General features: G+C 73.5%; 20 protein-coding genes. 4 read left to right on the top strand and 16 right to left on the bottom strand.

Annotated features, from left to right (window positions below; translation table 11 throughout):
- Positions 1-14 precede the first annotated feature (14 nt).
- Positions 15-1,397 carry a phosphomannomutase/phosphoglucomutase gene (locus tag AC1RNL_RS08450; RefSeq protein WP_492934978.1) on the bottom strand — a complete coding sequence of 461 codons (1,383 nt, stop codon included), beginning with the start codon at positions 1,395-1,397 and terminating at the stop codon, positions 15-17.
- 25 nt (positions 1,398-1,422) lie between these two features.
- Positions 1,423-1,647: a DUF3499 family protein gene (locus AC1RNL_RS08445; RefSeq protein WP_128189269.1), complete on the bottom strand. Its 225-nt coding sequence runs from the start codon at positions 1,645-1,647 to the stop codon at positions 1,423-1,425.
- 56 nt (positions 1,648-1,703) lie between these two features.
- On the opposite strand from AC1RNL_RS08445, the gene AC1RNL_RS08440 reads away from it, so the two are divergent.
- Positions 1,704-2,126, top strand: a complete 423-nt coding sequence (locus tag AC1RNL_RS08440; protein WP_128189270.1) for a hypothetical protein — start codon at positions 1,704-1,706, stop codon at positions 2,124-2,126.
- Positions 2,127-2,132: 6 nt separating this feature from the next.
- On the opposite strand, the gene AC1RNL_RS08435 is transcribed toward AC1RNL_RS08440, so the two are convergent.
- From AC1RNL_RS08435 to manA, 5 genes are all read right to left on the bottom strand, one after another.
- On the bottom strand, positions 2,133-3,719 hold the full coding sequence (locus AC1RNL_RS08435; RefSeq protein WP_492934977.1) for a DUF5719 family protein: 1,587 nt from the start codon (positions 3,717-3,719) through the stop codon (positions 2,133-2,135).
- Positions 3,716-6,490, bottom strand: a complete 2,775-nt coding sequence (locus tag AC1RNL_RS08430) for a glycosyltransferase (RefSeq protein ID WP_492934976.1) — start codon at positions 6,488-6,490, stop codon at positions 3,716-3,718. The genes AC1RNL_RS08435 and AC1RNL_RS08430 overlap by 4 nt, the downstream gene beginning before the upstream one ends.
- 77 nt (positions 6,491-6,567) lie before the next feature.
- On the bottom strand, positions 6,568-7,845 hold the full coding sequence (locus AC1RNL_RS08425) for an O-antigen ligase family protein (protein ID WP_492934975.1): 1,278 nt from the start codon (positions 7,843-7,845) through the stop codon (positions 6,568-6,570).
- Positions 7,846-7,904: 59 nt separating this feature from the next.
- Complete coding sequence (locus tag AC1RNL_RS08420; RefSeq protein WP_310126549.1) at positions 7,905-8,162, bottom strand: WhiB family transcriptional regulator; 258 nt, start codon at positions 8,160-8,162, stop codon at positions 7,905-7,907.
- A 222-nt stretch (positions 8,163-8,384) separates the two neighbouring features.
- Positions 8,385-9,503 (bottom strand): mannose-6-phosphate isomerase, class I, encoded by a 1,119-nt coding sequence (gene manA, locus AC1RNL_RS08415; protein WP_492934974.1) that lies wholly within the window; start codon positions 9,501-9,503, stop codon positions 8,385-8,387.
- Between the two features lie 115 nt (positions 9,504-9,618).
- Between manA and AC1RNL_RS08410 the strand changes: the two genes are divergently transcribed.
- The gene (locus AC1RNL_RS08410; protein ID WP_146357779.1) at positions 9,619-10,797 is read left to right on the top strand and encodes an acyl-CoA dehydrogenase family protein; all 1,179 of its coding nucleotides are present in this window, start codon (positions 9,619-9,621) and stop codon (positions 10,795-10,797) included.
- Here the strand turns inward: AC1RNL_RS08410 and AC1RNL_RS08405 are convergent.
- Complete coding sequence (locus tag AC1RNL_RS08405) at positions 10,772-11,542, bottom strand: polyprenol monophosphomannose synthase (RefSeq protein WP_492934973.1); 771 nt, start codon at positions 11,540-11,542, stop codon at positions 10,772-10,774. The genes AC1RNL_RS08410 and AC1RNL_RS08405 overlap by 26 nt on opposite strands.
- A gap of 121 nt (positions 11,543-11,663) precedes the next feature.
- Between AC1RNL_RS08405 and AC1RNL_RS08400 the strand changes: the two genes are divergently transcribed.
- Together AC1RNL_RS08400 and AC1RNL_RS08395 are read left to right on the top strand one after the other, a co-directional pair.
- Entirely contained in the window at positions 11,664-12,659 is a 996-nt protein-coding gene (locus AC1RNL_RS08400; protein WP_492934972.1) for an acyltransferase family protein, read from the top strand.
- A gap of 64 nt (positions 12,660-12,723) precedes the next feature.
- Positions 12,724-13,575, top strand: coding sequence for an NAD-dependent epimerase/dehydratase family protein (locus AC1RNL_RS08395; protein WP_492934971.1), 852 nt, complete (start codon positions 12,724-12,726; stop codon positions 13,573-13,575).
- Between the two features lie 63 nt (positions 13,576-13,638).
- Here the strand turns inward: AC1RNL_RS08395 and AC1RNL_RS08390 are convergent, their stop codons facing one another.
- The 8 genes from AC1RNL_RS08390 to rfbA form a co-directional block, all read right to left on the bottom strand.
- A complete protein-coding gene (locus AC1RNL_RS08390) occupies positions 13,639-16,443 on the bottom strand; it encodes a hypothetical protein (RefSeq protein ID WP_492934970.1) in 2,805 nt (934 codons plus the stop codon).
- 86 nt (positions 16,444-16,529) lie between these two features.
- Positions 16,530-17,726 (bottom strand): ABC transporter ATP-binding protein, encoded by a 1,197-nt coding sequence (locus AC1RNL_RS08385; protein ID WP_492934969.1) that lies wholly within the window; start codon positions 17,724-17,726, stop codon positions 16,530-16,532.
- Complete coding sequence (locus tag AC1RNL_RS08380) at positions 17,726-18,580, bottom strand: ABC transporter permease (protein WP_240671293.1); 855 nt, start codon at positions 18,578-18,580, stop codon at positions 17,726-17,728. Before AC1RNL_RS08380 ends, AC1RNL_RS08385 begins: the two co-directional genes overlap by 1 nt.
- A 70-nt stretch (positions 18,581-18,650) precedes the next feature.
- Positions 18,651-19,853, bottom strand: coding sequence for an alginate O-acetyltransferase AlgX-related protein (locus AC1RNL_RS08375; protein ID WP_310126263.1), 1,203 nt, complete (start codon positions 19,851-19,853; stop codon positions 18,651-18,653).
- Positions 19,850-21,082, bottom strand: coding sequence for an acyltransferase family protein (locus AC1RNL_RS08370; protein WP_492934968.1), 1,233 nt, complete (start codon positions 21,080-21,082; stop codon positions 19,850-19,852). Before AC1RNL_RS08370 ends, AC1RNL_RS08375 begins: the two co-directional genes overlap by 4 nt.
- Positions 21,083-22,930, bottom strand: coding sequence for a rhamnan synthesis F family protein (locus AC1RNL_RS08365; protein ID WP_310126268.1), 1,848 nt, complete (start codon positions 22,928-22,930; stop codon positions 21,083-21,085). It abuts the gene before it with no gap.
- 62 nt (positions 22,931-22,992) lie between these two features.
- Positions 22,993-24,072 (bottom strand): glycosyltransferase family 2 protein, encoded by a 1,080-nt coding sequence (locus AC1RNL_RS08360; RefSeq protein WP_128189108.1) that lies wholly within the window; start codon positions 24,070-24,072, stop codon positions 22,993-22,995.
- Between the two features lies 1 nt (position 24,073).
- On the bottom strand, positions 24,074-24,946 hold the full coding sequence (gene rfbA, locus AC1RNL_RS08355; protein WP_128189109.1) for a glucose-1-phosphate thymidylyltransferase RfbA: 873 nt from the start codon (positions 24,944-24,946) through the stop codon (positions 24,074-24,076).
- Positions 24,947-24,950: the final 4 nt, after the last annotated feature.

Here is a 24,950-nt window from a genome sequence, read left to right as displayed (position 1 = left end):
GCTGCGCCGGGCCGTCAGGCGCGGATGAGCGCGAGCACCTCGTCGCGGATCGCGGCCATCGTCGCCGCCTGCTCGCCCTCGACGTTGAGCCGCACCAGCGGCTCGGTGTTCGAGGGGCGCACCGAGAACCACCACGCGCCGTCGGCGGCCATCACCGTCAGTCCGTCGAGCTCGTCGAAGTGGCCGCGGCCCGCGAAGGCCTCGACGATGCGCGTGTACGCGGCGGGCACGTCGGCGACCGTCGAGTTGATCTCGCCCGACGACGCGTAGGGCGTGTAGCGGGCCGCGAGCTGCGACATCGGCTCGTCGTCGCCGCCGAGCGTCGCGAGCACGTGCATCGCCGCGAGCATGCCGTTGTCGGCGCCCCAGAAGTCGCGGAAGTAGTAGTGCGCCGAGTGCTCGCCGCCGAAGACGGCGCCCGTCTCGGCCATGCGGTCCTTGATGAGCGAGTGGCCGACGCGCGTGCGCACGGGCGTCGCGCCCGCGGCGGTGATCGTCTCGGGCACGGCGCGGCTCGTGATGAGGTTGTGGATCACCACGACGTCCTGCTCCCCCGCCGCCTGCACGCGGCGGATCTCGCGCTCGGCGACGATCGCGGCGACCGCCGACGGCGACACCGCTCCGCCGCGCTCGTCGATCACGAAGCAGCGGTCGGCGTCGCCGTCGAACGCGAGGCCCAGGTCGGCGCCGTGCTCGACGACGGCGGCCTGCAGGTCGACGAGGTTGGCCGGATCGAGCGGGTTCGCCTCGTGGTTCGGGAACGTGCCGTCGAGCTCGAAGTACAGCGGCACGACCTCGATCGGCAGCGGGCCGAGCACCGCCGGCACCGTCATCCCGCCCATGCCGTTCGCCGCATCCACGACGACCTTGAGGGGCCGGATGCGCGTGAGGTCGACGAGCGAGCGCAGGTGCGCCGCGTAGTCGGGCAGCACGTCGCGCTCGGTGAGGCCACCACGCTCGGGCGCCTCGGCGAGGCCCTCGTCGAGGTACCGCTGCGCGCCGTCGCGGATGGCGGCGAGCCCGGTGTCGAGGCTCACGCCGCGCGCGCCGGCGCGCGAGAACTTGATGCCGTTGTAGGCGGCGGGGTTGTGGGATGCGGTGAACATCATCGCGGGCGCGTCGAGCGAGCCGGAGGCGAAGTAGGTCGCGTCGGTGGAGCAGAGCCCGATCATGACGACGTCGGCGCCGCGCGCCCGCGCGCCGTCGGCGGCGGCCGCGGCGAGCGCGGGCGACGAGGGCCGCATGTCGTGGCCGATCACGATCGGGGCGGCCCCGGGCCGGCCGGCGTCGACCTCGTCGGCGAACGCCGCGCCGAGGGCGCGCACGACCTCCTCGGTCAGCTGGCCGTCGACCAGGCCCCGCACGTCGTACGCCTTCACGATGTCGCTCAGCGCCATGGTTCCCTCTTCGCTCTGGTGGCCCCTACCGGGGCGCTCTGCCGGGCTCGTGCCGCACGACGCGCCACCCGGCGGGGCCGGCGGCGCGCTCCGCGTGCGGGTCGCACAGGTCGTAGCTGCCCTCGATCGCACCCCGCCGGCTGGCGGGCTGCAGCGGTCCGACGACGAGCAGCTGCTCGCCGTAGTCGACCGTGACGGTGCGGTCGGCGTACCTGCGGCACCCGGGCCGAGAGCACGTCCTGACGTCCATCCGGTCAAGGGTAGTGCCGCCGCGGTCCGCGGCCGGCCGACACGTAGGATGAGGCCATGCCCGCGCGCCAGCACTCCCGCGGTTCGCGCCACGGCCGCGACATGCGGTCGTCGATCGCCGGCCCCGTGCTGCCGTTCCTGTCGTCGCGCGAGACGCGCTTCGAGGACATCGCGGCCGACGCCGCCGACTACGTGCAGGCGCTGTGGCCGGCAGAGCTCGGCGACGTGGTCTTCCAGTGGGCCGACATGCCGCCGCGCTCGCTCGCCGATCGCGTCGACGAGGTGCCGGAGTGGGCCGTCGACGCGCGGCGCCGCACGATCACGATCTACCGGCTGCCGCTGCAGCGGCTGCCGCGCGTGCACATCGACGACGCCTGGCACCGGCAGGTCGCCATCGAGGGGGCGGTCTTCCGCGCCGCGGCCGAGCTCATCGGCCGCGACCCCTGGGAGGTCGCCCCCGACCGCTGGCGGCATCACTAGCCGTCATCAGTGCAGGACGGTGACGCCCTCCGCCGCCGGCCCCTGCGGGCTCGCCGTGAAGCCCGCGATCTCGCTGTCGCTGCGGTAGCCGACCCCGATCACGAGGTCGTCGCCGACCACCTCGACCGCGCCGCCGTCGACGTCCCGCTCGAGCACGCCCATCGCCGGCAGCCGCACGGCCTCGCCGTCGATCGTGATCTCCTGCTCGGCGTCGGAGGTGCTGACGACGTGCAGGCGGGCGCCGGGCCCGGCCGGCACGGCGATCGACGAGGCGCCCGAGCGCGGCTGGCCGCCCGCGACCCAGTCGAAGTCGAGCCCCTCGCCCGCGATCGCGACGCTCCGCGCGCCTGCGACGACCGGCGCATCCGACTCGATCCGCACCGCGAGCGTGCCGACCGGCAGCTCGTCGAGCGGGAAGTCGGTGACCCTGCCCGCCTCGAGCGACCCCTCCGACTCGATGGTCGAGCCGTCGCCCGACTGGAACACGACGCGCACCGCGCCGCCCGTCGGCGAGAGCAGCCGCAGCACGGGCGTCGTGTCGTCGTAGTCGGGCTGCGTCTCGAGGCCCGACGGCTCGGCGACGACGACGCCCGGCAGCACCGCGCCCGTGAGCGCCGACACCGGGTCGACGACGTCGAAGCCGCCGCGCTCGAGCCCGCGCGTGATGGTCTGCTGCAGGTGCGCCGTCACGGGGGCGCCGGTGGATGCGACGTGCACGACCGCGTCGGCGACGCCCGGGGCGATCGCGGCGAGGTCGAGCACCTCGACCTGCCCGGCACCGACGGCGACGCCCGTCGACCCCACGGTCTCGACCGGCCCGTCGGGCCCGTAGACCGTCACATCGACGCTCGCAGCGACCTCGGAGCCGTTGGCGATCGTGAGGGTCGTCTGCCTGCCCGTGCGCGTGGAGCCGCCGACGAGCCACTGCTCGAGGCGCGTCTCGGCGCACTCGCTCGCGGCGAGGCCGCGCACGGCGTCGACGTCGACCGAGACGGACTGCGCGGCGGAGAGCGTCGAGCTCTCGCCGCGCTGCACGATCGACGCCGCGCCGGGCAGCTCGGCCTGGCGCATGGTGAGCGGCACCTGCGCCACGTCGCCGCCGAGGCTGCCGACGGTCACGCTCGGCTCCTCGATCGCCGCGAGCGCGAGCGCGTCCTGACCGTCGGCGGTGCCGACGCGCAGCACCGGGCCGGCGCAGACGCGCGACTGCATGGGCGATGCGGGCAGCACGTGCGTGGACGGCGCCTGCGCCTGGGCCCGGAGGTCCTCCGGCAGCGCGGTCGCGCCGAGCACCGCGCCGACGCCGAGCGCCGCGGCGGCGAGGCCCGCGAGCCCGCGGGCGCTCCAGCGCACCGCATCGCGACGCTCGAAGCGCCGCCGCGACTCGGCCGCGTCGTTCGCGGCCGCCTCCCGGTCGGTGAGCGCGACGTCGCTCGCGATGTCGCCCGACGGCTCGGCCTCCGCCTCGACGGCGAGCTCCGCCTCGGTGGGCTCGTGCTCGCGGGGCGGCTCCTCGTCGTCGCGGATCGGCGAGGGGTCGTCGAACTGCTGGGACTCGTCGAGCGGGTCCGGCGTCTCGTCGCGATCGGTCACTGCCACTCCCCCGTCGTCTCGAGCCGCCTGGTGCGCACGCGCGCGCCGCGCCGCAGCGACGGCAGCGCCGCCACCACCGCGCCCGCGAGCGCCGCGAGCTGCCCGGCGAGCAGCCAGCCGGCCCAGACGGGGCGCTCGACGGGCGGGCCGCCCGCCGCCTCCAGTCGCTGGTAGAGCAGGCCCGCTTCGGTCTGCCCGATCGCCTGCAGGTCGCCGCGCGCGTCGAGCGAGCGCTGCGCGCGGTCGTGCACGGCCGCGGCGCCCTCCCGCTCCTGCTCGAGCAGCACGAAGCGGACGCCGTGCTCGTCGAGCAGCGCGGCGACGTCGGCGTCGCCGCCGGAGGCCATGTCCACCGCGGCCTGGGCGAGCTCGGCCTCGGCGGGGCCGGGCTCCTCGCGCACGAGCTCCTCGGTCGAGACGGCGTCGAGCGTCAGGCCGTGGCCGCGCTCGACGTCGACGCCGATGAGTCCCTCGGCGAGCGGCCGCAGCACCATCGTGCCGACCCGCGGATCCTCCTCGGCCGCCGCGTCGACGAACGCCGGCATGCGGCGCTCGGGCGCGGCGATCACCGTCGCGGGCAGCAGGAACGAGGTGGCGATCACGGGCACCGCCGCCGCGAGGGCGGCGAGGGCGACGATGCCGCCGGGCACGGCGCCGCGGCGGTCGTCGAGGTCGACGGCGACGACGGCGAGCGCGATGAGCGCGGCGAGCATGACGGATGCGCCGGTGCCGGCCCAGACGGCGACAGGCTCGCCGTCGAGGGAGGTGACGGAGAGCCGCGACGCGGCGACCGCGGTGGCGTACCCGGCGAGCAGCAGCGCGAGCCACGGCCACGCGCGGGTGGGCCGCAGGACGATGCCCGCGAGCGCCGCGAGCGCGAGCGGCGCGAGCAGCGCGAGGGCGATCCACTGGGCGTCGAGCTCGGGCGCGGTGGCGGCGACGGCGCCCTCGAGGCTCGCGAGCGTGCCGTCGGGGCCGAGCAGGGCCGCCTCGACCGGGGTGGGCGGGGTCGAGGGCTTCGGCACACCCGGGTCGGCGAGCGCGGCGAGCGGGCGGCCGTCGATCCACCGGGTGACGACGATCGGCGCGAGCAGCGCCGCGGCGGGGAGGAGCGCGGCGAGCGGCCGCAGCGGCGCCCGCCACCCGGTGCCCATCGCGATGAGCGCGAGCAGGAGCATCGCCGGCAGCAGCACCGGCGCGCCGGCGACCGCCACCGCGAGCGGGATCGCGGTGGCGCCCGCGGCGCGCCACGAGCGGTGGGCGCGCAGCAGCCCCGCGACGGCGAGCGGCAGCGCGACGTGCGCGAGCACGGCGCCGAGCCGCCCGTCGACGATCGCGACGAGGAGGATCGGCGAGAGCGCCCAGACGGCGGCGGCCACGGCGGGCGCCCACCGGGAGTCGGTCATGGCGCGCACGGCGAAGAACGCCGTGACGGAGGCGATCGCCGGCGCGAGGAACAGCACGAGCACGATCGCGGTGGAGGGCTGCCACGGCGTGAGCGAGCCGAGCAGCGCGAGCAGGATCGTGAACGGGTCGGCCGGCCCGACCACCTCGCCGAGCGCGTCGCGCGGGCCGGCGAGCGCGTTCGCCCACACCTCGGCGAGCGACCCCGACAGCGGCAGCAGGGCGCCGCCGGTCGCGGCGCTCGCCGCGATGAGCTGCGGCGACAGCACGACGCCCACGACGACCGCGAGCGCGGTGACCCACAGGCCCGCGCCCTCGACGAACCCGACCCGCTCGTCGGCGACGCGCTGCAGCTGCTCGGGGTCGCCGAGCGACCGCCGCCGCGAGCGCACCGTGCGCCAGCTGGCGCGCAGGCCCCGCATCGACGACCAGCCGGTCGCCTTGGTGCGGGCGATCCGACGCCGCGCGCGAGCGGTCGCGGGCAGCGCGACGAGCGTCGCGAGCGTCGCCCGCCACTCGGCGAGCACGGCGGCGGGCCGCTTGGCGAGCAGGTGCGCGACGGTGCGCACGACCGCGAGCGGCAGCAGCAGGAGCCAGTGCGCGATGAGCGCGAGCAGGTTCGCGTAGGCGAGCCGGCGGTGCAGCTGCGCCCGGCGGGCGACCGCCACGCGCTGCGCGTCGCTGACGGTGCGGGCGTCGAAGTGCTCGGGCCCCCCTGCGCGGCGCACCCGCGCGCGCGGCTCGACCGCGACGCGGTGGCCCGCGAGTCGCGCGCGCACGCCGAGGTCGAGGCCGGCGTCGATCGAGCGCAGCGCCGGGTCGAAGCCGCCGAGCGCCTCGAACACGTCGCGCCGCACGAGCATGCCGGTCTCGGCGACGCCGAGCACGTCGGAGTCGTCGTCGTGCTGGCCCTGGTCGAGCTCGCCCTCGTGCAGCAGCATGCTGCGACCGAACGGGGTCATCGTCTGCCCGAGCTCGGCGAAGCGGTCGGGCAGGTCGGCGCGCATCACCTTCGGGCCGACGATCGCGACGCTCGGGTGCGACTCCACGTGGCCTAGCAGCGCCTGCAGCGCGCGCGGGTGCGGCGCCGCGTCGTGCGCGAGCACCCACAGCCAGTCGCCCGGCTCGGCCGATGGCAGCGCGCCCGCGCCCCGGTTCACGAGCTGCCCGTACGGCAGCCGCGCCGCAGCGACGACGCTCGCGGCGCGCGACGCCTCGAGCACGGCGCGCGTGTCGTCCTTCGATCCGCCGTCGACGGCGATCAGGCGATCGGGCGCGACCGACTGCGCCTCGATCGCGGCGAGGGTCGCGGGCAGGTACGCGGCGCCATTGCTGGCCGCGAGCACGGCGAAGACCCTCGGATGCACCCGGCAAGGCTAGGCGCGCGGGCCTCGGCGGGCCGGGGTTGGGCCCGGTGCGCCGCCGAATCGCCGCCCGGCGCGCGTCAGTGCGTGAGGATCGCCTGCGTGCGGGGCGCGCGCGGCGCGATCTGCTTGCGGAGCGGCCCGATGACGAAGATGACGAGCAGGATCATGCCGAACTCGATCCAGGGCCGCGACTCGGCGAGCCCCTGCACGAACAGCGCGACCCACAGCAGCAGCGGGATGGCGTTCAGCGCGCGCTCGCCGATCGGCGCCCGGTAGAGCGCGCCGAGGCAGTTGGCTGCGGCGCGGTACTGCAGGGCGGCCCACAGCAGCACGCCGACGAGCCCCAGCTGCATGAAGACGTCGAGCCACACGTTGTGCGCCTGCAGGTAGACCATGCCGTGCATCTCGCCGAGCCGGTCGAACGGCTCGACCCACGGCAGCCAGTAGCCGAGGTAGCCGACGCCCACGACGGGGCTCTCCATGCCGAGCGCGATCACGCGGCCCCAGATGTCGAAGCGGCCCGTCATGTCGGCGTCGCGTCCCAGGAAGTCGGTGACGGCCGTCCAGTTCGCGATGATGAGGCCGACGCAGACGAGGCCCACCGCGATCGCGAGGCCGAAGATCCGGTAGAAGGCCGCGCCGCGCCATCGCACCCAGCTGACGACGAGCACGGCGAGCACCGCCACCATGGCGGTCGCGAAGAGCACGGTCGCGCTGCGGGTGAGCACGTGGACGAGGATGGGCAGGCCCACCCACACGGCCCACCACCGGTCGACGCCGGCCACGGCACGGCATCCGGCGATCACGAGCGCGATGAGCGCCACCATGCCGAGCAGGTTCGCGTTGCCCATCACGCCCTGCACGCGCCCGCCCTCGAAGAGCAGGCCGCTCGACCAGTGGAGCTCGCCGCTCACGTCGGGCGGGTAGTCGGCCCAGAGCGGGAACAGCGGCCGCCGCAGCACGAGCGCGACGAAGGCCTCGAACAGCAGCGACGCTGCGAGCAGCCCCTGCATCGACCAGTGCGTGACGTCGAGGATCACGCGGTACGGCAGCGACGCGATGAGGACGGCGCTCGCGATGGTGCCGAGCAGGATGAACGACCCGAGCAGCGACCATCCGGGCGAGATCGCCCACACGGCCGACGCGACCGCGGCCACCGCGAACGCGACGACCGGCACGGGCATGCGGTGCAGCCGCACGCGCAGGAGGCCGAGCTCGATGAAGACCCAGACGAAGGTCAGGCCGACCAGCGCACCCCAGACGGGGTAGCCGATCACGTTGCGGACGGCGTCGCCCGCGGCAGCGTTGGTGACGATCCAGGCTGCCAGCGCGGTGCGGCGGCGCTGGTTCGGCATGGATCCATGGTTCCACGTCCCGCTGTGGACGCGGGCGCCCGCCTCGCGGGTCAGGGCGCTCAGGCCAGCTTGCGGAGCTTGCGGCGCTCGCGCTCGGAGAGCCCGCCCCAGATCCCGAAGCGCTCGTCGTTCTCGAGCGCGTACTCGAGGCACTGCTGGCGCACCTCGCAGCCGTCGCAGATGCGCTTGGCATCGCGGGTGGAGCCGCCCTTCTCGGGGAAGAACGCCTCCGGATCGGTCTCGGCGCAGAGCGCGTCGGCCTGCCAGGCGAGGGCGTGGTCGGCCGCGTCGTCGCGGACACCGGGAACGCCCAGCATGATCGGGTCGACGAACCAGTCGCCGGGCACCCCGCGTCGCAGGCCACCCTCTTCGACGCCTCGCGCCGTCGTGCTGCGCTGCACTCCCTCTCGCATGGCTTCCCCCGGTTCTGCGGGACCCCGGCCGGGCCCGCGTTGCACCCAATTACACCGGTGTAGTTCGCTCCGCGTCAAGTCGGGAATCCTAGGAGTGTCGCGGCCTCTCGGGGCGCAGCGCGGCGCTCACGGCGTGTCGCGCTCGAGCGCGAGCCACGCCTCGTCCGAGCGCACCTCGAACGGCTCGGCCGCATCGATCCAGGCGCCCTCGGCCTGCGCGAGCGCGTGCTCGGCGCCGTCGATCGCCACTCGGGTCGGCCGTGCCGCGAGCAGCAGCCCGCGACCCCCGCCCTCGACGCGGTGGGCGCCGGCGATGCGGCGCAGCTCGAAGGGCGCCGCGGGGCGGTACGCGACCGCGCCCTCGAGCGACGTCGACGGCAGGCGGGGCTCGACGAGCGGCGTCGTGTCGACGACCCGCAGCAGCTCGGGCACGTCGACGTGCTTCGGGGTGAGGCCGCCGCGCAGCACGTTGTCGCTCGGCCCCATCAGCTCGATCGCGAGGCCCTCGAGGTAGGCGTGGAGGTTGCCGGCGGGCAGGTACAGCGCCTCGCCCGGCGCGAGCGAGACGCGGTTGAGCAGCAGGGCCACGAGGATGCCCGGGTCGCCCGGGTGGGTGCGCGCGAGCCGGTCGACGGTGTCGGCCTCCACGGGGTGCGCCGCCGCGATCACCGGAGCGGCCGCCTCGGCCGCGGCGACGGCGGCGGCGACCTCGTCGCCGCCCGAGAGCAGCCACGCGAGCGCGTCGCCCGCCCGCACGCGCGCGGCGACGGGCGCGAGCCGCGCATCGGCCGAGGCGAGGGCGTCGAGCACGCGCAGCGCCTCGCCCGCGAGGCGGAAGCCACTGAGCGCCTCGAACGGCGTCACCGCGACGATGAGCTCGGGCTTCGGATGCGGGTCGCGGTAGTTGCGCTCGGGCGCGTCGCGGGCGATGCCGAGCCGATCCTCGCGCGCGAAGCCCTCCTGCGCCTCCGAGGCATCCGGGTGCGCCTGCAGCGACAGCGGCTCGGCCGCCGCGAGCGCCTTCAGCAGCAGCGCGGGCTGCGGCCGGCCCCACGCGTCGAGCGCCTCGCCGAGCCCGCGCCCCGCGTGCTCCCCCGCCGCGACGGTCGACGGGCAGCCCGGGTGCGCGCCGAGCCACAGCTCGGCCTCGGGGTCGCCGGAGGCGTCGCGGCCGAGGTAGTCCGCGAGCAGCGTCCTGCTGCCCCACGCGTATGCCCTCGGCTCGTTGGCGATCGGCACAAACACGCGCGCGGTCTCCTTCCGGCAGATTGGCACGAGCGTACCAACGGGCGGGGCGGTCGCCGCCCGCCGCCCTAGCCTTGCCGCGACGGCCGAGCTCGGCCGGGAGAAACGAGGAGCCATGACGTTCACGCCGCTGGAGAGCGACTTCTACGGGTTCGCCGCCGACCTCAGCGAGGCCGAGCAGGCGTCGCTGGCCGAGGTCCGCGCGTTCATGGAGGAGCGCGTGCGACCGGTCATCGACGAGCACTGGCACCGGGACGCGTTCCCGACCGAGCTCGTGCCCGGCATCGCGGCGCTCGGCGTCGTCGGCCCCGGCTGGCCCGAGACCGCGAGGTTCGAGAATTCGGCGGTGTACCGCGGCTGGGTCGCGCTCGAGATGAGCCGCGTCGACGCATCCGTGTCGACGTTCGTCGGCGTGCAGAACGGCCTCGTCGCAGGATCGATCGGCGTCGCCGGCTCCCCGGAGCAGCGCGCCGAGTGGCTGCCGCGCCTCGCCGACTGCTCGGTCATCGGCGCCTTCGGGCTCACGGAGCCCCTCTCGGGCTCCGACTCGGCGCAGGGGCTGCGCACCACCGCCCGCCGCGAGGGCGACGAGTGGGTGCTCGACGGCGCCAAGCGCTGGATCGGCAACGCCACCCACGCCGACATCGTCGTCGTGTGGGCGAAGGACGTCGAGGACGGCCAGGTGAAGGGCTTCATCGTGCCGACCGACGCGGCGGGCTTCCGCGCCACGAAGATCGAGCGCAAGATCGCGCTCCGCATGGTGCAGAACGCCGACATCGAGCTCGAGGGCGTGCGCGTGCCGGAGTCGATGCGGCTGCAGGGCGCGTCGAGCTTCCGCGACACCGCGCGCGTGCTGCGGCTCACGCGCGCCGAGGTCGCGTGGAGCGCCGTCGGCGTCATGATCGGCGCCTACGAGGCAGCCGTGCGCTACACGACCGAGCGCGTGCAGTTCGGAAAGCCCGTCGCCGGCCACCAGCTCGTGCAGGACCTGCTCGCCAAGTCGCTCGGCCACATCACCGCGTCGATCGCGCTGTGCGTGCAGGTCTCGCGGATGCTCGACGAGGGCCGGCAGGAGGACGCCCACTCGGCCCTCGCGAAGGCCTTCGCGACGACGCGGATGCGCGAGGTCGTCTCGTGGTGCCGCGAGGTGTGCGGCGGCAACGGCATCGTGACCGACTACGACGTCGCCCGCTTCTTCGTCGACGCGGAGGCGCTCTACACGTACGAGGGCACGGCGCAGATGAACGCGCTCATCGTCGGGCGGGCCATCACGGGGAGCTCGGCGTTCGCCTGACGCTCCGCAGCGACTCGGCCGCGCGGCGCATCGCGCGGCCGATCGACCAGCCCGTCACGTGCGTGAGCGCCTCGCGCACGATGCCGGGCGTCATCTTCGACACGCCGAGCTCCCGCTCGCGGAAGAGGATCGGCTCCTCGACGACCACCGCCCCCACGTCGTGCGCGCGGCGCGTCATGTCGATCTGGAAGCAATAGCCCTGGCTGCGCACGTCGTCGAGCGGCAGCCGGCGCAGCAGCTCGGCGGTGTAGGCGCGGCATCCGGCCGTCATGTCGTGCACCGGCGAGCCGAGCGCCACCCTGGCGTACAGGTTGCCGGCGCGCGAGATCGCCTCCCGGTGCCAGGGCCAGTCGACGATGCCGCCGCCGGAGACCCAGCGCGAGCCGATCACGAGATCGGCGCCCGGCCGCCCGTCGTGCCGCAGCCGCGCGAGCATGCGCGGCACCGCGTCGGCCGGGTGCGAGCCGTCGGCGTCGAACTCGACCACCGCATCCGCGCCGCGCTCGAGCGCGAGCCGCATGCCGTCGAGGTACGCCGCGCCGAGCCCCTGCTTCGCGGGCCGGTGCAGCACGCTGATGCGCGAGTCGGCCGCGGCCATCGCGTCGGCGAGCTCGCCGGTGCCGTCGGGGCTGCTGTCGTCGATCACGATCACCTCGACGTCGGGCGCGGCCTGCAGCAGCCGGTCCATGGTGACCGGCAGCGCCTCGAGCTCGTCGTAGGTGGGGACGAGGACGATGGCGCGCAATGGGGCTCCGAGCGGTCGTGGACAGGATCGGGTGCATCCTCGCACACGGCTCCCGGGACGTCGGCCCGCGGTCCCGCGCTGCGATACCGTGGACGGTCGCCCGCCCCGAGGAGCCCGCAGCATGACCGAGACCCCGCCCGTGGTCGCGCCCGCCCGGCGCGAGCGGCTGCTGTGGATGGACGGCCTGCGGGGGCTCGCGATCCTGCTCATCGTGCTGCTGCACGCGACCGAGATGCTGCGCTCGATCGGCCTGCAGCCGCACATCGCGGTCGACATCTTCAACACGGTCGCGTCGCCGTTCCGCATCCCGCTGCTCATGACGCTCTCGGGCATGCTGCTGGGCGGCTCGCTGTCGAAGGGCGCGGGCCGCTACGTGAGCGGCAAGCTGCGCGCGATCGCCTGGCCGTACGCCGTGTGGCTCGTCATCCTGCTGCTGGTGTTCCCGAGCCTCGGCCCCGACATCCTGGTGCGCGGCCTCTGGGCGCCGAACACCTACCTCTGGTACCTGCACACGCTGCTGATCGCCTACCTCGTGGCGCTCGCGCTGCGCCGCGTGCCCGACTGGATCAGCATGGTCGGGGCGCTGCTGCTCGCTGCCGCCGTCACGCTGCTGCCGATGCCAGAGGTCGTCGCGACGATGAAGCTCGAGCGCACGTTCCTCATGCTCGCGTTCTTCTTCGCCGGCCACCTGCTGATGCAGCACCTGCCGACCGCGCTGCCGCTGCTGCGCCACCCGATCTCGATCGTCGTCGGCCTCGTCTGCACCGGCAGCGTCGTGGTGGCCTCGCTGCAGCCGGGCTGGAACGTCTCGAACGACGTGACCTTCGCCGTGCCGCTGCTCGCATCGCTCGCGGTCGGGCTCGCGCTGCTGTCGCTCCTGCCCTGGCGCGACCCGGTGTCGCGCTGGCTGCGCTGGGCGGGCCGGCACTCGATCGTCTACTACACGACCCACTGGATCGCGCTCTACTGGACGCTGCAGCTCGTGGCGGGCCCGCTCATCCCCTTCGGCTTCAGCGAGGTCGCGGTCGCGATGGTCGCCGGCGCGATGGTGGCGGGCGCGGCGCTCGCGTGGCTCGTGCAGCTGCGCACGCCCGTGCGCTGGCTGTTCCGCGTCTGAGGGACGACCTGGATAGCATCGGAGCGGGGCCGAGCGGCCTCCGACGCTCGGCAGAGGAGAGATCGTGACGCAGCAGCACGTGGTCGTCACCGGCGCGGCCGGCTACATCGGCAGGCACGTCGTGACGGCGCTCCTCGACGAGGGCGCCCGGGTCACCGCCGTGGTGCGCCAGCACCGCGCCTACCGCGTCGACGAGCGCGCCGACATCGTCGAGCTCGACCTGCTCGCGCCGGGCGCCGACCTCGCGCGCCTCACCGCCGACGGCCCGGATGCGCTGGTGCACCTGGCATGGGAGGCGGGCTTCGCGCACGACGCGCACGCGCACATGCTGCGGCTCTCGGACCACTACCGGGTGCTGTCGCACTTCGCGGAGGCCGGCGTCGGCCGGATCGCGGCGCTCGGCACGATGCACGAGGTGGGCAGGCACGAGGGCGCGATCACCGCCGAGACCCCCACGAACCCGATGTCGCTCTACGGCATCGCCAAGGACGCGCTGCGCCGCGCGGTGCTGCACACCTTCGGCGAGACCCATGCGGTGCAGTGGCTGCGGGCGTACTACATCTACGGCGACGACCGGAACAACCAGTCGATCTTCACGAAGCTGCTGCAGGCGGCCGAGCAGGGCAAGCAGGTCTTCCCGTTCACGACGGGCACGAACCGCTTCGACTTCATCCACGTGCGCGAGCTCGGGCAGCAGATCGCCGCGGTCGCGCTGCAGGACGAGGTGCGCGGCGTGATCAACGTGTGCTCGGGCGAGCCGGTGTCGCTGCGCGACCAGGTCGAGCGCTTCATCGCCGACCACCAGCTCGACATCCGCCTCGACGTGGGCGCCTTCCCCGACCGCCCCTACGACTCCAAGGAGACGTACGGCGACGCGACGGTCATCCGCGAGCTGATGGCGAAGCGCGCCCGCTGACCGCGGCAGGCGCGAGCGAGGGGGCCGGCGGATGCCGGCCCCCTCGCTCGTCGCTCCTGGCCCTTAGAAGGTCGGGCCCGCGGGCAGGCGCGCGATGGCCGCCGCAGACATCGCCGTGCGGCTGCTCAGCGTGCCGCCGAGCTCGGCCAGCACCGTGCGGCTCGGCACGTACCGCGCCGCGCCGCCCTCCAGCATGTACGTGCGGCCCGTCGGGTCGACGACGAACTGGTGCACGACCGCGGTCGAGCGGTCGAGCTGATCGCACACCGCGGCGCTGAGCGCGACGTGGTCGAGCCGCCACGCGGCGGCGACGGTCGCCGACGCGAAGGGCCGCAGCTCCCCGCCGATCGACACCAGGTCGGTCGAGCCGCACCGGTAGCCGAAGTCATCGATCGCCGGCCCCTTGGGGAGCGCCGCGATCGCCGCGGACGAGAGGTTGCGCCACTCGAGCGGCATGCCGAGCGCCGTCGCGTAGTCGCGGTGCGCGAGGTACATCGCGCGCGTGCCGTCCCACAGGTAGATGCGCGCATCCGGCCCCCGCACCCACTCGCCCGCCGCGAGCGGCGACGTCGCGTCGGCGCCCTTCGGCAGCAGCGCGATGGAGGACGCCGGCACCGGCGTGCGGCCGCTCAGCGTGCCGCCGAGGTCGGCCAGCACCGCGCGGCTCGGCACGTAGCGCGCCTGGCCGCCCTCCATCAGGTAGGTGCGGCCCGACTCGTCGACGATGAACTCCAGCGCGCCCGTGCTCGAGCGGGTCAGCTCGGCGCACAGCTCGGCGTCGAGCGACGCGTGCGTGAGGCGCCACGCGGCCGCGGCCGTCGTCGAGGCGTACGGGCGCAGCACGCCGTCGGTCGCGACGAGGTCGGTCGAGGCGCACCGGAAGCCGAAGCCGCCGATCGCGGGGCCAGCGGGCAGGGCCCGCACGACGTCGTCGGTGACGTTCCGCACCTGCCAGGGCAGGCCGAGCGCGTTCGTGAACTCGGAGTGCTGCACGTGCAGCGCGCGCGAGCCGTCCCAGAGCAGCACGCGGCCGTCGCTGCCGCGCACGAGCTCGCCGAGCTCGACGTCGAGGATGCGCGGCACGCCGTCGAGGCCGCGCGGCGCGACCTCCCAGATGCGCGCCGGCACGCCGAAGCGCGAGCGGATGAACTCGTAGGAGGCCTCGTCGGCCACCGGCTGGAGCCGCGCGCCGGAGGCGAGGTAGAGCGCGCCGCCGCGCTCGCGCACGAAGTGCGGCCCGAGCGCGCTGCCCGCCGAGGGCAGCGCCTGCAGCACGGTGCCGAGCTCGGTGCGCGCCGTGAAGAGCGCCGAGCCGCCGTACTTCGCGGGGTCGACGCGCAGCATGCCGCCGTCGGTCAGCAGGTAGGCGCCGGCGGCGCCGCGGAGGCGCGACGGCAGCTCGGCCGCGGTCGCCGGCAGCTGCTGCAGCGACGCGTCGGTGAAGACGGTGCCCGCGCTCGACGGGAGCAGCTGGATCTGCGCCTGCGAGAGCGCGACGACGCCGCTGCCGCTCTTGATGCGCAGGATGGTGCCCGCGGCGTTCCGCACCGCCGTGCCAGAGTCGAGCACGGGCGGCCCGACGCGCAGGTGCGCGATCGCGGCGTCGTCGAGGCGCACGCGGTCGGCGGAGTAGCCGTAGCGCGTGGGGATCGTGACGTCGGCGAGCTCGCGCCGCGTGCCCGACTGGATGAGCCAGTCGTGGCCGTCGCTGCCGACGACGGTCGCGGCGATCGCCTCGCCCGCGGGCAGGCGGGCCTGCAGGGCCGAGCTGAGCCTCGGGTGGCCGGTGCACGCGAGCTGCCACTGCTGCAGCTGCGAGCACGAGGCGAAGCGGTGCGACACCCCGTCGTCGACGAGGCGCACGGCGCCGTCGGTGCCGGTGACCAGGCGTCCGAGCGCCGCGCCCTCGGTGTAGGCCGAGAGGGTCGCGCCGTCGACGTCGCGCGGCTCGCCGAAGGCGGGGCTGTACTCGGCGAGGATCTCGCGGGAGGTCACGTGGTGCCGCGCCGTGCCGCTGATGAGGTAGACCTTGCCGTTGCCGCGGTCGCGCAGCAGCGACGTCGAGGCGACGCCCTCGCGCGGGTCGCCGAACCAGTCGGTCCACATGCGCCAGAAGTTGCGGTTGCCGTAGGCGGAGCAGGCGTCGCCGGAGCCGTAGAGGTTGCCGAGCGCCGCGGCGTTCGGCTGGTACGGCGTGTAGACGTAGAGGCCCGCGGTCGCCTGGTTGCGGATGTACACGGGGCTCGTGCCGCAGGCGATGTTGGGGTGGTACTGGATCTGGTTGGTCTGGCCCGCGCGGTAGCGCCAGTTCTGAGGATGCGCCGCGTAGCGCTGGAACTGCCGCCCGGCGTTGTAGAGCTGGTAGAAGAAGCCGCCGAACGCCGGGTCGCACGGAGCGGTGTCGGGGCATGCGAAGCCCGTCGCACGCTCGTAGCGGATCGCGGTCGGCGCCGTGAGCGTCACGAGGCTCTGCTCCTTCTGGAGGAGCACGAGCAGCGCGCGCGGGCTGATGTCGCACGCGCGCGAGACGTCGGTGATGATCTGCGCCGACGTGCGGTTGGCATAGGCCGGGATCGCGTCGCAGTACTGGCTGCCGGCCATGGCCGGCGTCGGCTGCCCGTAGTCCTTGAGGCACGTGTACCCGCTCTGGCACGTGCGCACCTGCGCGTCGAGGAAGGCCTGCACCTGCGCCGCGGTCATCGCGTCGCCGTCGAAGAACTGCTCGTCGCTGACGATGTAGCCGGGGTCGAAGTTCGAGGCGACGGCCGCCTCGGCGGCGGGGGGCTCGCTCGGCGGCGCGACGGTCAGCAGGCCGGCGACGAGCGCCACCACCGCCACCGTCGACACCTTGGTGCGCCATCGCCGCATGCTTCAACCAATCCTTGAGAGTTCGGGCGCGACGATCGTACCCCACGGCGCGTGCCGCACAAGGGGGGGGCGCGGATCGGCGCCGGTCAGCCCCGACGGAGGTCGAGCAGGCTGCCGTCGAGCGCGAGCATGCCGCCGGAGGTGCGGAAGCCGCCGCCGAGCACAGTGAAGTGCCCGCCGTGCTGGAGCGAGTCGTACATGTGGGTGCGGTGCTCGTCCTGCGCGGTCGCCGAGATCGTGTAGGCGCCGGGGGCGAAGGGCAGGTGCTCGACGCGCACGTCGACCGAGCCGGATCCGCGCTCGACCGCCTCCGGCACGAACCCGCTGTCACGGCCGTGCAGGCTCCACAGGTGCATGCCGTCGACGGTGTGCAGCTGCACGCCGAAGACCGGCCGCTCGATGCGCTCGGAGGCCTCGAACGACAGCCGGAAGGTCGCGGGCGCGCCCGCGCGCGCCTCCGACACCTCGTCGCCGTGCTCGTCGACGAGGCTCAGCCGCGTGAACTGCACCTCGCCCGAGCCGTGGCGCACGCCGCCGCCGGGGCCGGCGGTCACCGCGTGGCCCGAGTCCGCGTACTCGTCGACGATGTCGGATGCGATGCCGACATCCTGCAGGACGCCGTTGTCGAGCCATGCGGCGTGGTCGCAGAACGTGCGCATCTGCTCGATGCCGTGGCTCACGACGATCACCGTGCGGCCCTCGCGCCGGAACTGCGCGAACTTGTCCATGCACTTCTCCTGGAACTCCATGTCGCCGACGGCGAGCACCTCGTCGACGAGGAGGACGTCGGGCTCGACGTGGATGGCGACGGAGAAGCCCAGGCGCACGTACATGCCCGAGGAGTAGTTCTTGACCGGCTGGTCGATGAAGCGCTCGACGCCCGAGAAGGCGACGATCTGGTCGAACTTGCGGTCGAGCTCCTGGCGCGTCATGCCGAGGATCGAGCCGTTGAGGTAGACGTTCTCGCGACCGGAGAGCTCGGGGTGGAAGCCGGAGCCGACCTCGAGCATCGCGGCGACGCGGCCGCGGGTCGTGATCGAGCCGGAGTCGGGGTTCAGGATGCGCGCCATGCACTTCAGGAGCGTCGACTTGCCGGAGCCGTTGCGCCCGAGCAGCCCGAACGTCGAGCCCTCCGGCACCTCGAACGAGACGTCCTTGAGCGCCTCGAAGCGGTCGTAGACCGCGCGGCGCCCGCTCAGCAGCGTCTGCTTGATCGACTGGTTGCGGTCGCGGTAGACGCGGAAGGACTTCGAGACGTGGTCGACGTCGACGGCGGCGGTCATCAGATCTCCTCGACGATGTCGCGGGCGAGGCGGTCGAAGACGAGCTTGCCCACGATGAGCGACGCCGCCGACCAGATGAGCAGGGTCACCCAGATGTCCCATGTGGGCACCGCGAAGTCGTAGAGGATGTTGCGGTAGGCCTCGATGAAGCGCTCGGCCGGGTTGGCCTGGAAGATCGCGACGAGCGGCAGGTCGACGCCGTCGGCGGCGAACGCCTCCTGGCGCTCGCGCACGAGCTCGACCGAGAAGAGCACGCCCGAGGCGTACATCCACACCTGGCTGAAGATGCTCCAGAGGTGCCGCAGGTCGCGGAAGTAGATGCTCGCGACGCTCAGCACCATCGAGATGCCCAGCACGAAGGCGAAGGTCAGCACGAGCAGCGGCACGAGGAGCGGCGCGTACAGCAGCACGAGCGGGCCGCCCACGAGCGCCATCACCGCGAGCAGCACGAGCAGCTCGATGCCGAAGTTGAAGCTCGACGAGAGCACCGACGAGACCGGCAGCACCGAACGTGGGAAGTAGACCTTCGTCAGCAGCCCGGCGTTGTCGAGCATGCTGTTCATGCCGGCCGCGACGGAGCCCGAGATGAAGCCCCAGACGATGACGCCGACGCCGATCCAGAGCGGGAAGACCTCGAGGCCCGAGTTCGTGCCGGGCGCGACCGGCAGCTGGAAGAGCAGGCCGAAGACGATCGAGTAGACCGCGATCTGCGCGAGCGGGTTGATGAGCGACCAGACGCGGCCGAGGAAGGTGCGCTTGTACTGCGCGCGGATCTCGCGCAGCGTGAGGTTGCGCATCAGGTTCAGGGTGACCCTGCGCTCCTCGCGCCTGCTCTCGCGCTCGACCTGGCTCATCGTCCTCCGTCCCCCGGCGGACGGGAACGTCGCTCGGGCAGAGGCGAGACTACCACCGCAGGCGCCTGCATCACGGGCCCTCGACGCCCGGCACGATCTGCAGGTAGCGCTGCGTGAGCACGAGCACGACGACATCCGCTCCCGCCGCCTCGGCCTCCGCCGCGACGTCCGGCATGCCCGACGGCGCCTCGAGCGACGAGCGGATCTGCGTCGTCTCCTGGAACATCGTCTGGAACATCGGGCCGATCTGGCTGCCGGTCGAGTCGCGCACGAGCAGCACGTGCTGCTCCATGGGCGCCGCCGACGTGCTGGTGGTGATGGGCAGGCCCTCCATGTCGGTCGACGTGGCCGCGTCGGCCTCGCGCTCGACGCCGTCGGGGCCGACGATCGTCATGGGCGCGGGCTCCTCCGTCCATACCGGCACGGTCCAGTCGGGGCCGGGCTCGCGCGGCAGGCCCACGCCGGCGAACTCGTTGCGGTCGAGCACGACGTCGGCACCCTCGATCGGGAGCTCCGGCATCGCCGCGAGCGACGCATCCGCCTCCCGCATGCACGCGGCCAGCTGCTCGAAGGCGACGGATGCGCCGTAGTCGGTCCAGTGGCTGTTGAGGGGCGAGTAGAGCGGCGTCGTGGCCGCCTCCTCGGCCATCGCCGCGCGCACGTCGACCCACGGCACCTCCGGCAGCTCCTCCTGCAGCTGCGCGAAGTGGCCCGGTCCCCGCAGCGCCTCCATCCAGTCGGGCAGCGCCTCGGGCACGATCTGCCACTTCGCGGGCGCGACGACCACGTACAGGTCGCGCCCCTGCTCGGCGAGGTCGGCGCGCATGTTCGACAGGTAGCCGTCCCACGCCTCGACGTGCTCGGGCGAGAGCTCGGTGCGGCCCACCGCCTGCGAGAGGTTCGACCAGTGGGGCTCGCCCAGCAGCACGTGGCCGTCGTCGCCCTCGACCCAGTAGCCGCCGAGCCCGTCGACGTGCTCCTGCCAGACCGCCTCCGACGCGGCCGCGGCCTCGCCAGCCCACGGATCCACGGCGGGCTCGGCGAAGTCGGGGGCGCACGCGGCGGGCAGCGGCGCGCCCGGCTCGGCGGTGGGCTGGATCACGCCCTCGCCGAGCGGGCTCTGCTGCCCGCGCCAGACCATGCCGGCGATCGTCGCGACGACCACGAGCGCGATCAGCAGCACGAAGGGCACGAGCCGCCACCGGTGGTCGTGGCGCCACGACGCCTTCGCCTCCGGCAGGTCGCGCAGGCCCTGCCCGCCCTCGGCCGTCATGCCCCGCTCCCGGTCTCGGCGCGCATCCGCGCCGCACGGGGCGTGGACGAGAAGCGCGGGTCGACGACCCGGCCCATGAGCCGCTCCCACGCGGGCGTGATCACGCGCGCGTAGAGGCGCTCGAGCCAGCCCGGCATCCAGTTCTTGAGGCTCATCGCCGGCTGCTCGATGAGGTGCCAGGAGAGGTACGCCGCGATGTGGACGGCGACGATGATCACCACGTGGTAGACGAGCCAGCCGGCGTCCTGCAGCCCGAAGTAGGCAGCGAACTGCATGATCGGCCACGCGAAGATGTAGACGCCGTACGAGAAGTCGCCCGGCCTCTCCCAGCTCCGCAGCCGCGTCGCCCGCACCGCGAACCACATGAGCACGTAGCTGAAGAGGTAGGTGCCCCAGATGTTCCAGCCGCCGAACGCGTACGTCGCGCCAGCGCCGAGCGCGGCGGCGATCGCGAGGCGGTCGTCGATCGGGATGCGGTCCTTCCAGACGGCGAAGAGCATGCCGAAGGCGAAGGGCGCGAGGAACATGAGCATGAACGGGTCGCTCAGCCAGCGCCACGCGTTCCCCACCGTGCCCGCGCCCATCCACTGCATCGCGTTCAGGACGATGATCGCCGAGGCGACGGCCGTGGTGAGCCACCGGTAGGCGAGCAGGCCGAGGAGCCCCATGAACCCGACGAGGATGTAGGCGCGGAACTCGTAGAGCAGGGTCCAGGCGGAGCCGTTCCAGTCGTGTCCGCCGTGCGAGGCGAACGGCAGCGAGTCGCCCATCTCGGCGATGTTGCGCTGCCCGAGCTCGAGCCACATGTTGCTCAGGAAGTACGTCCAGGGCGACTCGCGGGGCGCCGTGAAGTAGCCGTCGATGCTGCCCGTCTCGCGCCACCAGGCGATGGGCGCGAGCACGAATGCCGTCGTGAGCAGCGCGAGCCAGAACGCCGGGAAGATGCGCAGCGCGCGGCGCCAGAAGTAGCGGAAGATCGACGACCGGCCCATGCGCGACTGCGTGATGAGGAACCCGGAGAAGAAGAAGAAGCCCGCGACGGCGACGCCGCCGAGCGACTGCTCGGTGGAGATCTGCACGCCGAGGTCGTTGCCGCCGTAGAAGCCGCCGAGCGGCCCCGCGTGGCTGAAGATCACGAGGAACGCCATGAGCCACCGGAGGAAGCCGATGCTGTTCGACCGCGGGTCGAAGGCCTCCTCGAGCGTGAGCGCGGTGCGCCGCTCGCCCACTCAGCGCCTCTTCAGGACGCGCCGCGCGTTGCGGTAGCCCCCGCGCATGGCGGCGTAGGCGGGCACGAGCGCCTTCGCGAGGCGCGGCGAGCGGCCCAGCACCGACAGCTTGAGCGCGGCGACGAGGTCGATGCCGCTGTTGGCGCGCACGCGGGCGATCTGCTCCTCCGGGGCGCCCGGGATGCCGGCCGAGATCGCGTCGAGCTTGTACTCGAGCATCGTGTGCGACTCGGCCGCCTGCCGTGTGCCCATGACGGTGCGCACCTGGTAGCCGCGGCTGAAGGCGGCGTAGCCGAACAGGCGCTCGACGACGTGCGTGAGGCCGCCGTCGGAGTAGCCGCCCTCGGTCGGGAAGTCGTCCCACGCGAAGTCGGCGTCGAGGAGCGGCCGCAGCGCAGCGGGCCGGGCGATGAACATCGAGCCGTAGGGCGCGAGCGGGCTCAGGTCGTCGAACTCGACGTCGATGCCGAGCCGCTTCGCGAGCCGCTGCGCGGGCGCGCGGTTCGTGAACCAGGCGTTGCCCATCGTCGGGTAGCCCATGTGGATCATCGGCGGGAACACCATGCCGAGCGTGTCGTCGGCGGCGAAGCCGCGCAGCACGTTGGCGGTGTAGCCGGGCGAGCCGAGCAGGTTGAGCAGCAGGTGGTCCTTGAAGAAGGTGCCCTTCGTGTAGCCGTCCTGCGGGCTGCGCTTGGAGTGCAGCTTCACGATCACGTCGAACTCGTCGCCGAGCAGCACGTCGCGGCAGCCGAGCAGGAACGCCGAGATGTCGCGCCCGCGGTTGGAGGGCAGCACGCGCACGTCGTCGCCCGTGCGGCCGCGCGCGGCGAGCCGCTCGAGGATGCGCTCGCGCTTCGCGTCGTCGCTCGTCGTGGCGATGAGCCGGTAGCCGCCCGGGATCGTGTCGGCGCGGTCGAGCAGCTCGTCGATGAGGTCGTCGTAGTAGACGTGGGCGAGCACGCCGACGCGCAGCGCCGACGGGTCGGCGCCGCCGAGGTCGACGTCGGGGTGGATGTCGAGCATCGCCAGGTTGGCGTGGAGCGCGCGCGGCTGCGCCGTGCGGGCCTGGTCCTCCCACAGCAGCCGCATCGGGAAGCCCTTGTCGCGCATCCGCTCGATGACGCGGCCCGCCCGGATCGCGCGCTCGTCGTGGTAGAGCGGGTCGTGGAAGAACAGCCGGCGCTTGATGATCGGCAGCCCGTCGTCGACCATCTCGGTGATCATGTCGAAGATCGGGTGCGCGACCGGGTAGTCGGCCTCGGGGAACGCCGTCGCCGAGCGGAAGCCCTTCGACTCGAAGTGGTCGGTGAAGCGGCCCTCGTGCTGGCCGATGGAGTCCTCGTACGACTCGATCGGCGGCATGCCGTCCCAGTACTCGCGCCACGCGGGGCTCTGGTGCATGCTGCGGCGCACGGTGATCCAGTGCGTCTGCAGGTGGCGCTTGAGCGTGCCGGTCGCGGCGAGGCTGCTCACCGCGGGCCCGTGGTCGGTGACGCCCCAGAAGTCGCACTCGGTCGCGGCCATGCGCTCGAGCATCGGCTGGTAGGAGCCGATCGGGCCGTAGAACGTGTAGTTCATGAGCGTCAGCTCGTCGTAGCCGGCGAGCCGGTCCCAGCCGAACTCGCGCATCGCGTCGCGGTAGGCCATGACGTCGAAGCCGACGTTCTCGCGCTCCCAGACCGTGTCGGCGACCGCCTCGAGGGTGCTGCGCCCCTCGGCGCTCAGCGGCGAGTTCGAGACGACGAAGATGTGCTCGTAGTGGTCGCGCACCGCCTGCAGGTGGTGCGGGATGAAGTCGCCGACATGCCCGGCCTTGTCGTAGACGAGGTAGAAGAGCACGTTGGGCATGCGGTGGGCCTCACAGGTCGGCGAGCAGAACGGCAGCCCCCAGGGTACCGTCCATCGCGGACTCAGTCGCCGGAGCGGGGCGGGCGCAGGCGCCCGGCGCCGGTCTGCAGGCCGCGCGCGACGCGGCCGCCGACCGACCGGATCGTGCCGCCCACGCCGCGCGCGACCTGGGCGCGCAGGGCCGCGAGCTCGCGCTCCATGCGCTCCACGGCCTCGCGCGTGCGGCCGAGCTCGGCCGCGAGGCTCGCGTGCACCGCCTCGAGGTGGTCGCGCTGCGCCTCGGTGCGCTCGTGCGCTACCCGCGACGCCTCGGCGCGCGCGGCGTCGGCCTTCTCGTCGATGCGGCGGAAGCCGTCGGCGACGAACAGGGCTGCGCCCAGGTCGTCGACCGAGGCCATGCTGCGCCGCAGGTAGTCGTCGCGGATGCCGAGGTTGAAGGCGGCGTGCGCGTCGGCGTCGGCGTAGGCGCTGTTGCCGGTGGCGGAGGTGTCGTCGCGGCGGTGGTGCCAGAAGGCGAGCGGCTCGCCGTCGATGAAGCCCACCTCCGACGTGCGCAGCACCCGCAGCAGCAGGTCCCAGTCGGCGAGCGCCGTCAGGCGGTCGTCGTAGCCGTCGACCGCGTCGTAGGCGCTGCGGCGGTAGACGAGGCAGATGGGCGGCGTCGCGTTGCGGTAGAGCGTCTCGGTGAGCGTGACCGCGGTGGTGCGCGCCTGGTAGACCTCGCGCTCGAGCTCGACGACCTCGTCGCCCTCGACCCGCTCCCACACGACCGCGGTGCGGGTGGCGACGGCGGCCTCGTGGGCGTGCTCGGCGAGGTGCGCGGCGGTGCGCTCGAGGAACCGAGGGTCCCAGCTGTCGTCGTCGTCGTGGAAGACGAAGGTGGCGGCACTCGAGGCGCGCACGCCGATGTTCATGCCGCGGGGGCGTCCGACGGGCTGCTCGTGGTGCACGACCACGACCTCGTCGGCGACGGTGCCGCGCACCGCGTCGAGCAGGCGCTCGACCCCCGCCGCATCGCCGCCGTCGTTCACGACCACGAGCTGCCGCGGGCGCTCCGTCTGCGCGTCGATGCTGCCGAGCGCGCGCTCGAGCAGCAGCGGGCGGTCCTTCGTGCGGACGACGACGGCGACGTCGACGGCCATGTCAGCGACGCCCCTGCTCGAGGAGCCGCTCGAGGTAGGCGCCGTAGCCGCTCTTCACGAGCGGCTTCGCGAGCTCGGCGAGCTGCGCGTCGTCGATCCACCCGGCGCGCCAGGCGATCTCCTCGATGCAGCCGATCTTGAACCCCTGCCGGTCCTCGATGACCCGCACGTACTCGCTCGCCTGCATCATCGACTCGAACGTCCCGGTGTCGAGCCACGCGACCCCGCGGTCGAGCACCTGCACCTGCAGCCTGCCCTCGTCGAGGTAGCGCTCGTTGATGCTCGAGATCTCGAGCTCGCCGCGAGCGCTCGGCTCGATCGACTTCGCGATCTCGACGACGCCGTTGTCGTAGAAGTAGAGGCCCGGCACGGCGTAGCTGCTCTTCGGGTGCGCCGGCTTCTCCTCGATGGAGACGGCCTTCATCTGGTCGTCGAACTCCACCACGCCGTAGGCGCTCGGGTCGGCGACCTGGTAGGCGAACACGACGCCGCCGTCGACGTCGGTGTGCGAGCGCAGGTTCGAGCCGAGCCCGGTGCCGTGGAAGATGTTGTCGCCGAGCACGAGCGCCGCCGAGTCGCCGTCGAGGAACTCCTCGCCGATGATGAACGCCTGCGCGAGGCCGTCGGGGCTCGGCTGCACCGCGTACTCGATGCGCATGCCGAGCGACGAGCCGTCGCCGAGCAGCGCCTTGAACTGCTCGTTGTACTCGGGCGTCGTGATGACGAGCACCTCGCGGATGCCTGCCATCATGAGCGTCGACAGCGGGTAGTAGACCATCGGCTTGTCGTAGATGGGCATGAGCTGCTTCGAGATGCCCTTGGTGATCGGCCACAGCCGCGTGCCGCTGCCGCCTGCAAGGATGATGCCGCGCATGGGT

The sequence above is a fragment of the Agrococcus sp. GW821-FHT14H11 genome (assembly GCF_058803545.1).
This window is presented reverse-complemented; position numbering and strand designations above follow the sequence as displayed.

Coding starts and splice junctions, on each gene's coding strand:
- AC1RNL_RS08450 (WP_492934978.1), bottom strand. CDS start 1,397: ATGGCGCTGAGCGACATCGTGAAGGCGTACGACGTGCGGGGCCTGGTC.
- AC1RNL_RS08445 (WP_128189269.1), bottom strand. CDS start 1,647: ATGGACGTCAGGACGTGCTCTCGGCCCGGGTGCCGCAGGTACGCCGAC.
- AC1RNL_RS08440 (WP_128189270.1), top strand. CDS start 1,704: ATGCCCGCGCGCCAGCACTCCCGCGGTTCGCGCCACGGCCGCGACATG.
- AC1RNL_RS08425 (WP_492934975.1), bottom strand. CDS start 7,845: ATGCCGAACCAGCGCCGCCGCACCGCGCTGGCAGCCTGGATCGTCACC.
- AC1RNL_RS08420 (WP_310126549.1), bottom strand. CDS start 8,162: ATGCTGGGCGTTCCCGGTGTCCGCGACGACGCGGCCGACCACGCCCTC.
- AC1RNL_RS08410 (WP_146357779.1), top strand. CDS start 9,619: ATGACGTTCACGCCGCTGGAGAGCGACTTCTACGGGTTCGCCGCCGAC.
- AC1RNL_RS08400 (WP_492934972.1), top strand. CDS start 11,664: ATGACCGAGACCCCGCCCGTGGTCGCGCCCGCCCGGCGCGAGCGGCTG.
- AC1RNL_RS08390 (WP_492934970.1), bottom strand. CDS start 16,443: ATGCGGCGATGGCGCACCAAGGTGTCGACGGTGGCGGTGGTGGCGCTC.
- AC1RNL_RS08385 (WP_492934969.1), bottom strand. CDS start 17,726: ATGACCGCCGCCGTCGACGTCGACCACGTCTCGAAGTCCTTCCGCGTC.
- AC1RNL_RS08380 (WP_240671293.1), bottom strand. CDS start 18,580: ATGAGCCAGGTCGAGCGCGAGAGCAGGCGCGAGGAGCGCAGGGTCACC.
- AC1RNL_RS08375 (WP_310126263.1), bottom strand. CDS start 19,853: ATGACGGCCGAGGGCGGGCAGGGCCTGCGCGACCTGCCGGAGGCGAAG.
- AC1RNL_RS08365 (WP_310126268.1), bottom strand. CDS start 22,930: ATGCCCAACGTGCTCTTCTACCTCGTCTACGACAAGGCCGGGCATGTC.
- AC1RNL_RS08360 (WP_128189108.1), bottom strand. CDS start 24,072: ATGGCCGTCGACGTCGCCGTCGTCGTCCGCACGAAGGACCGCCCGCTG.
- rfbA (WP_128189109.1), bottom strand. CDS start 24,946: ATGCGCGGCATCATCCTTGCAGGCGGCAGCGGCACGCGGCTGTGGCCG.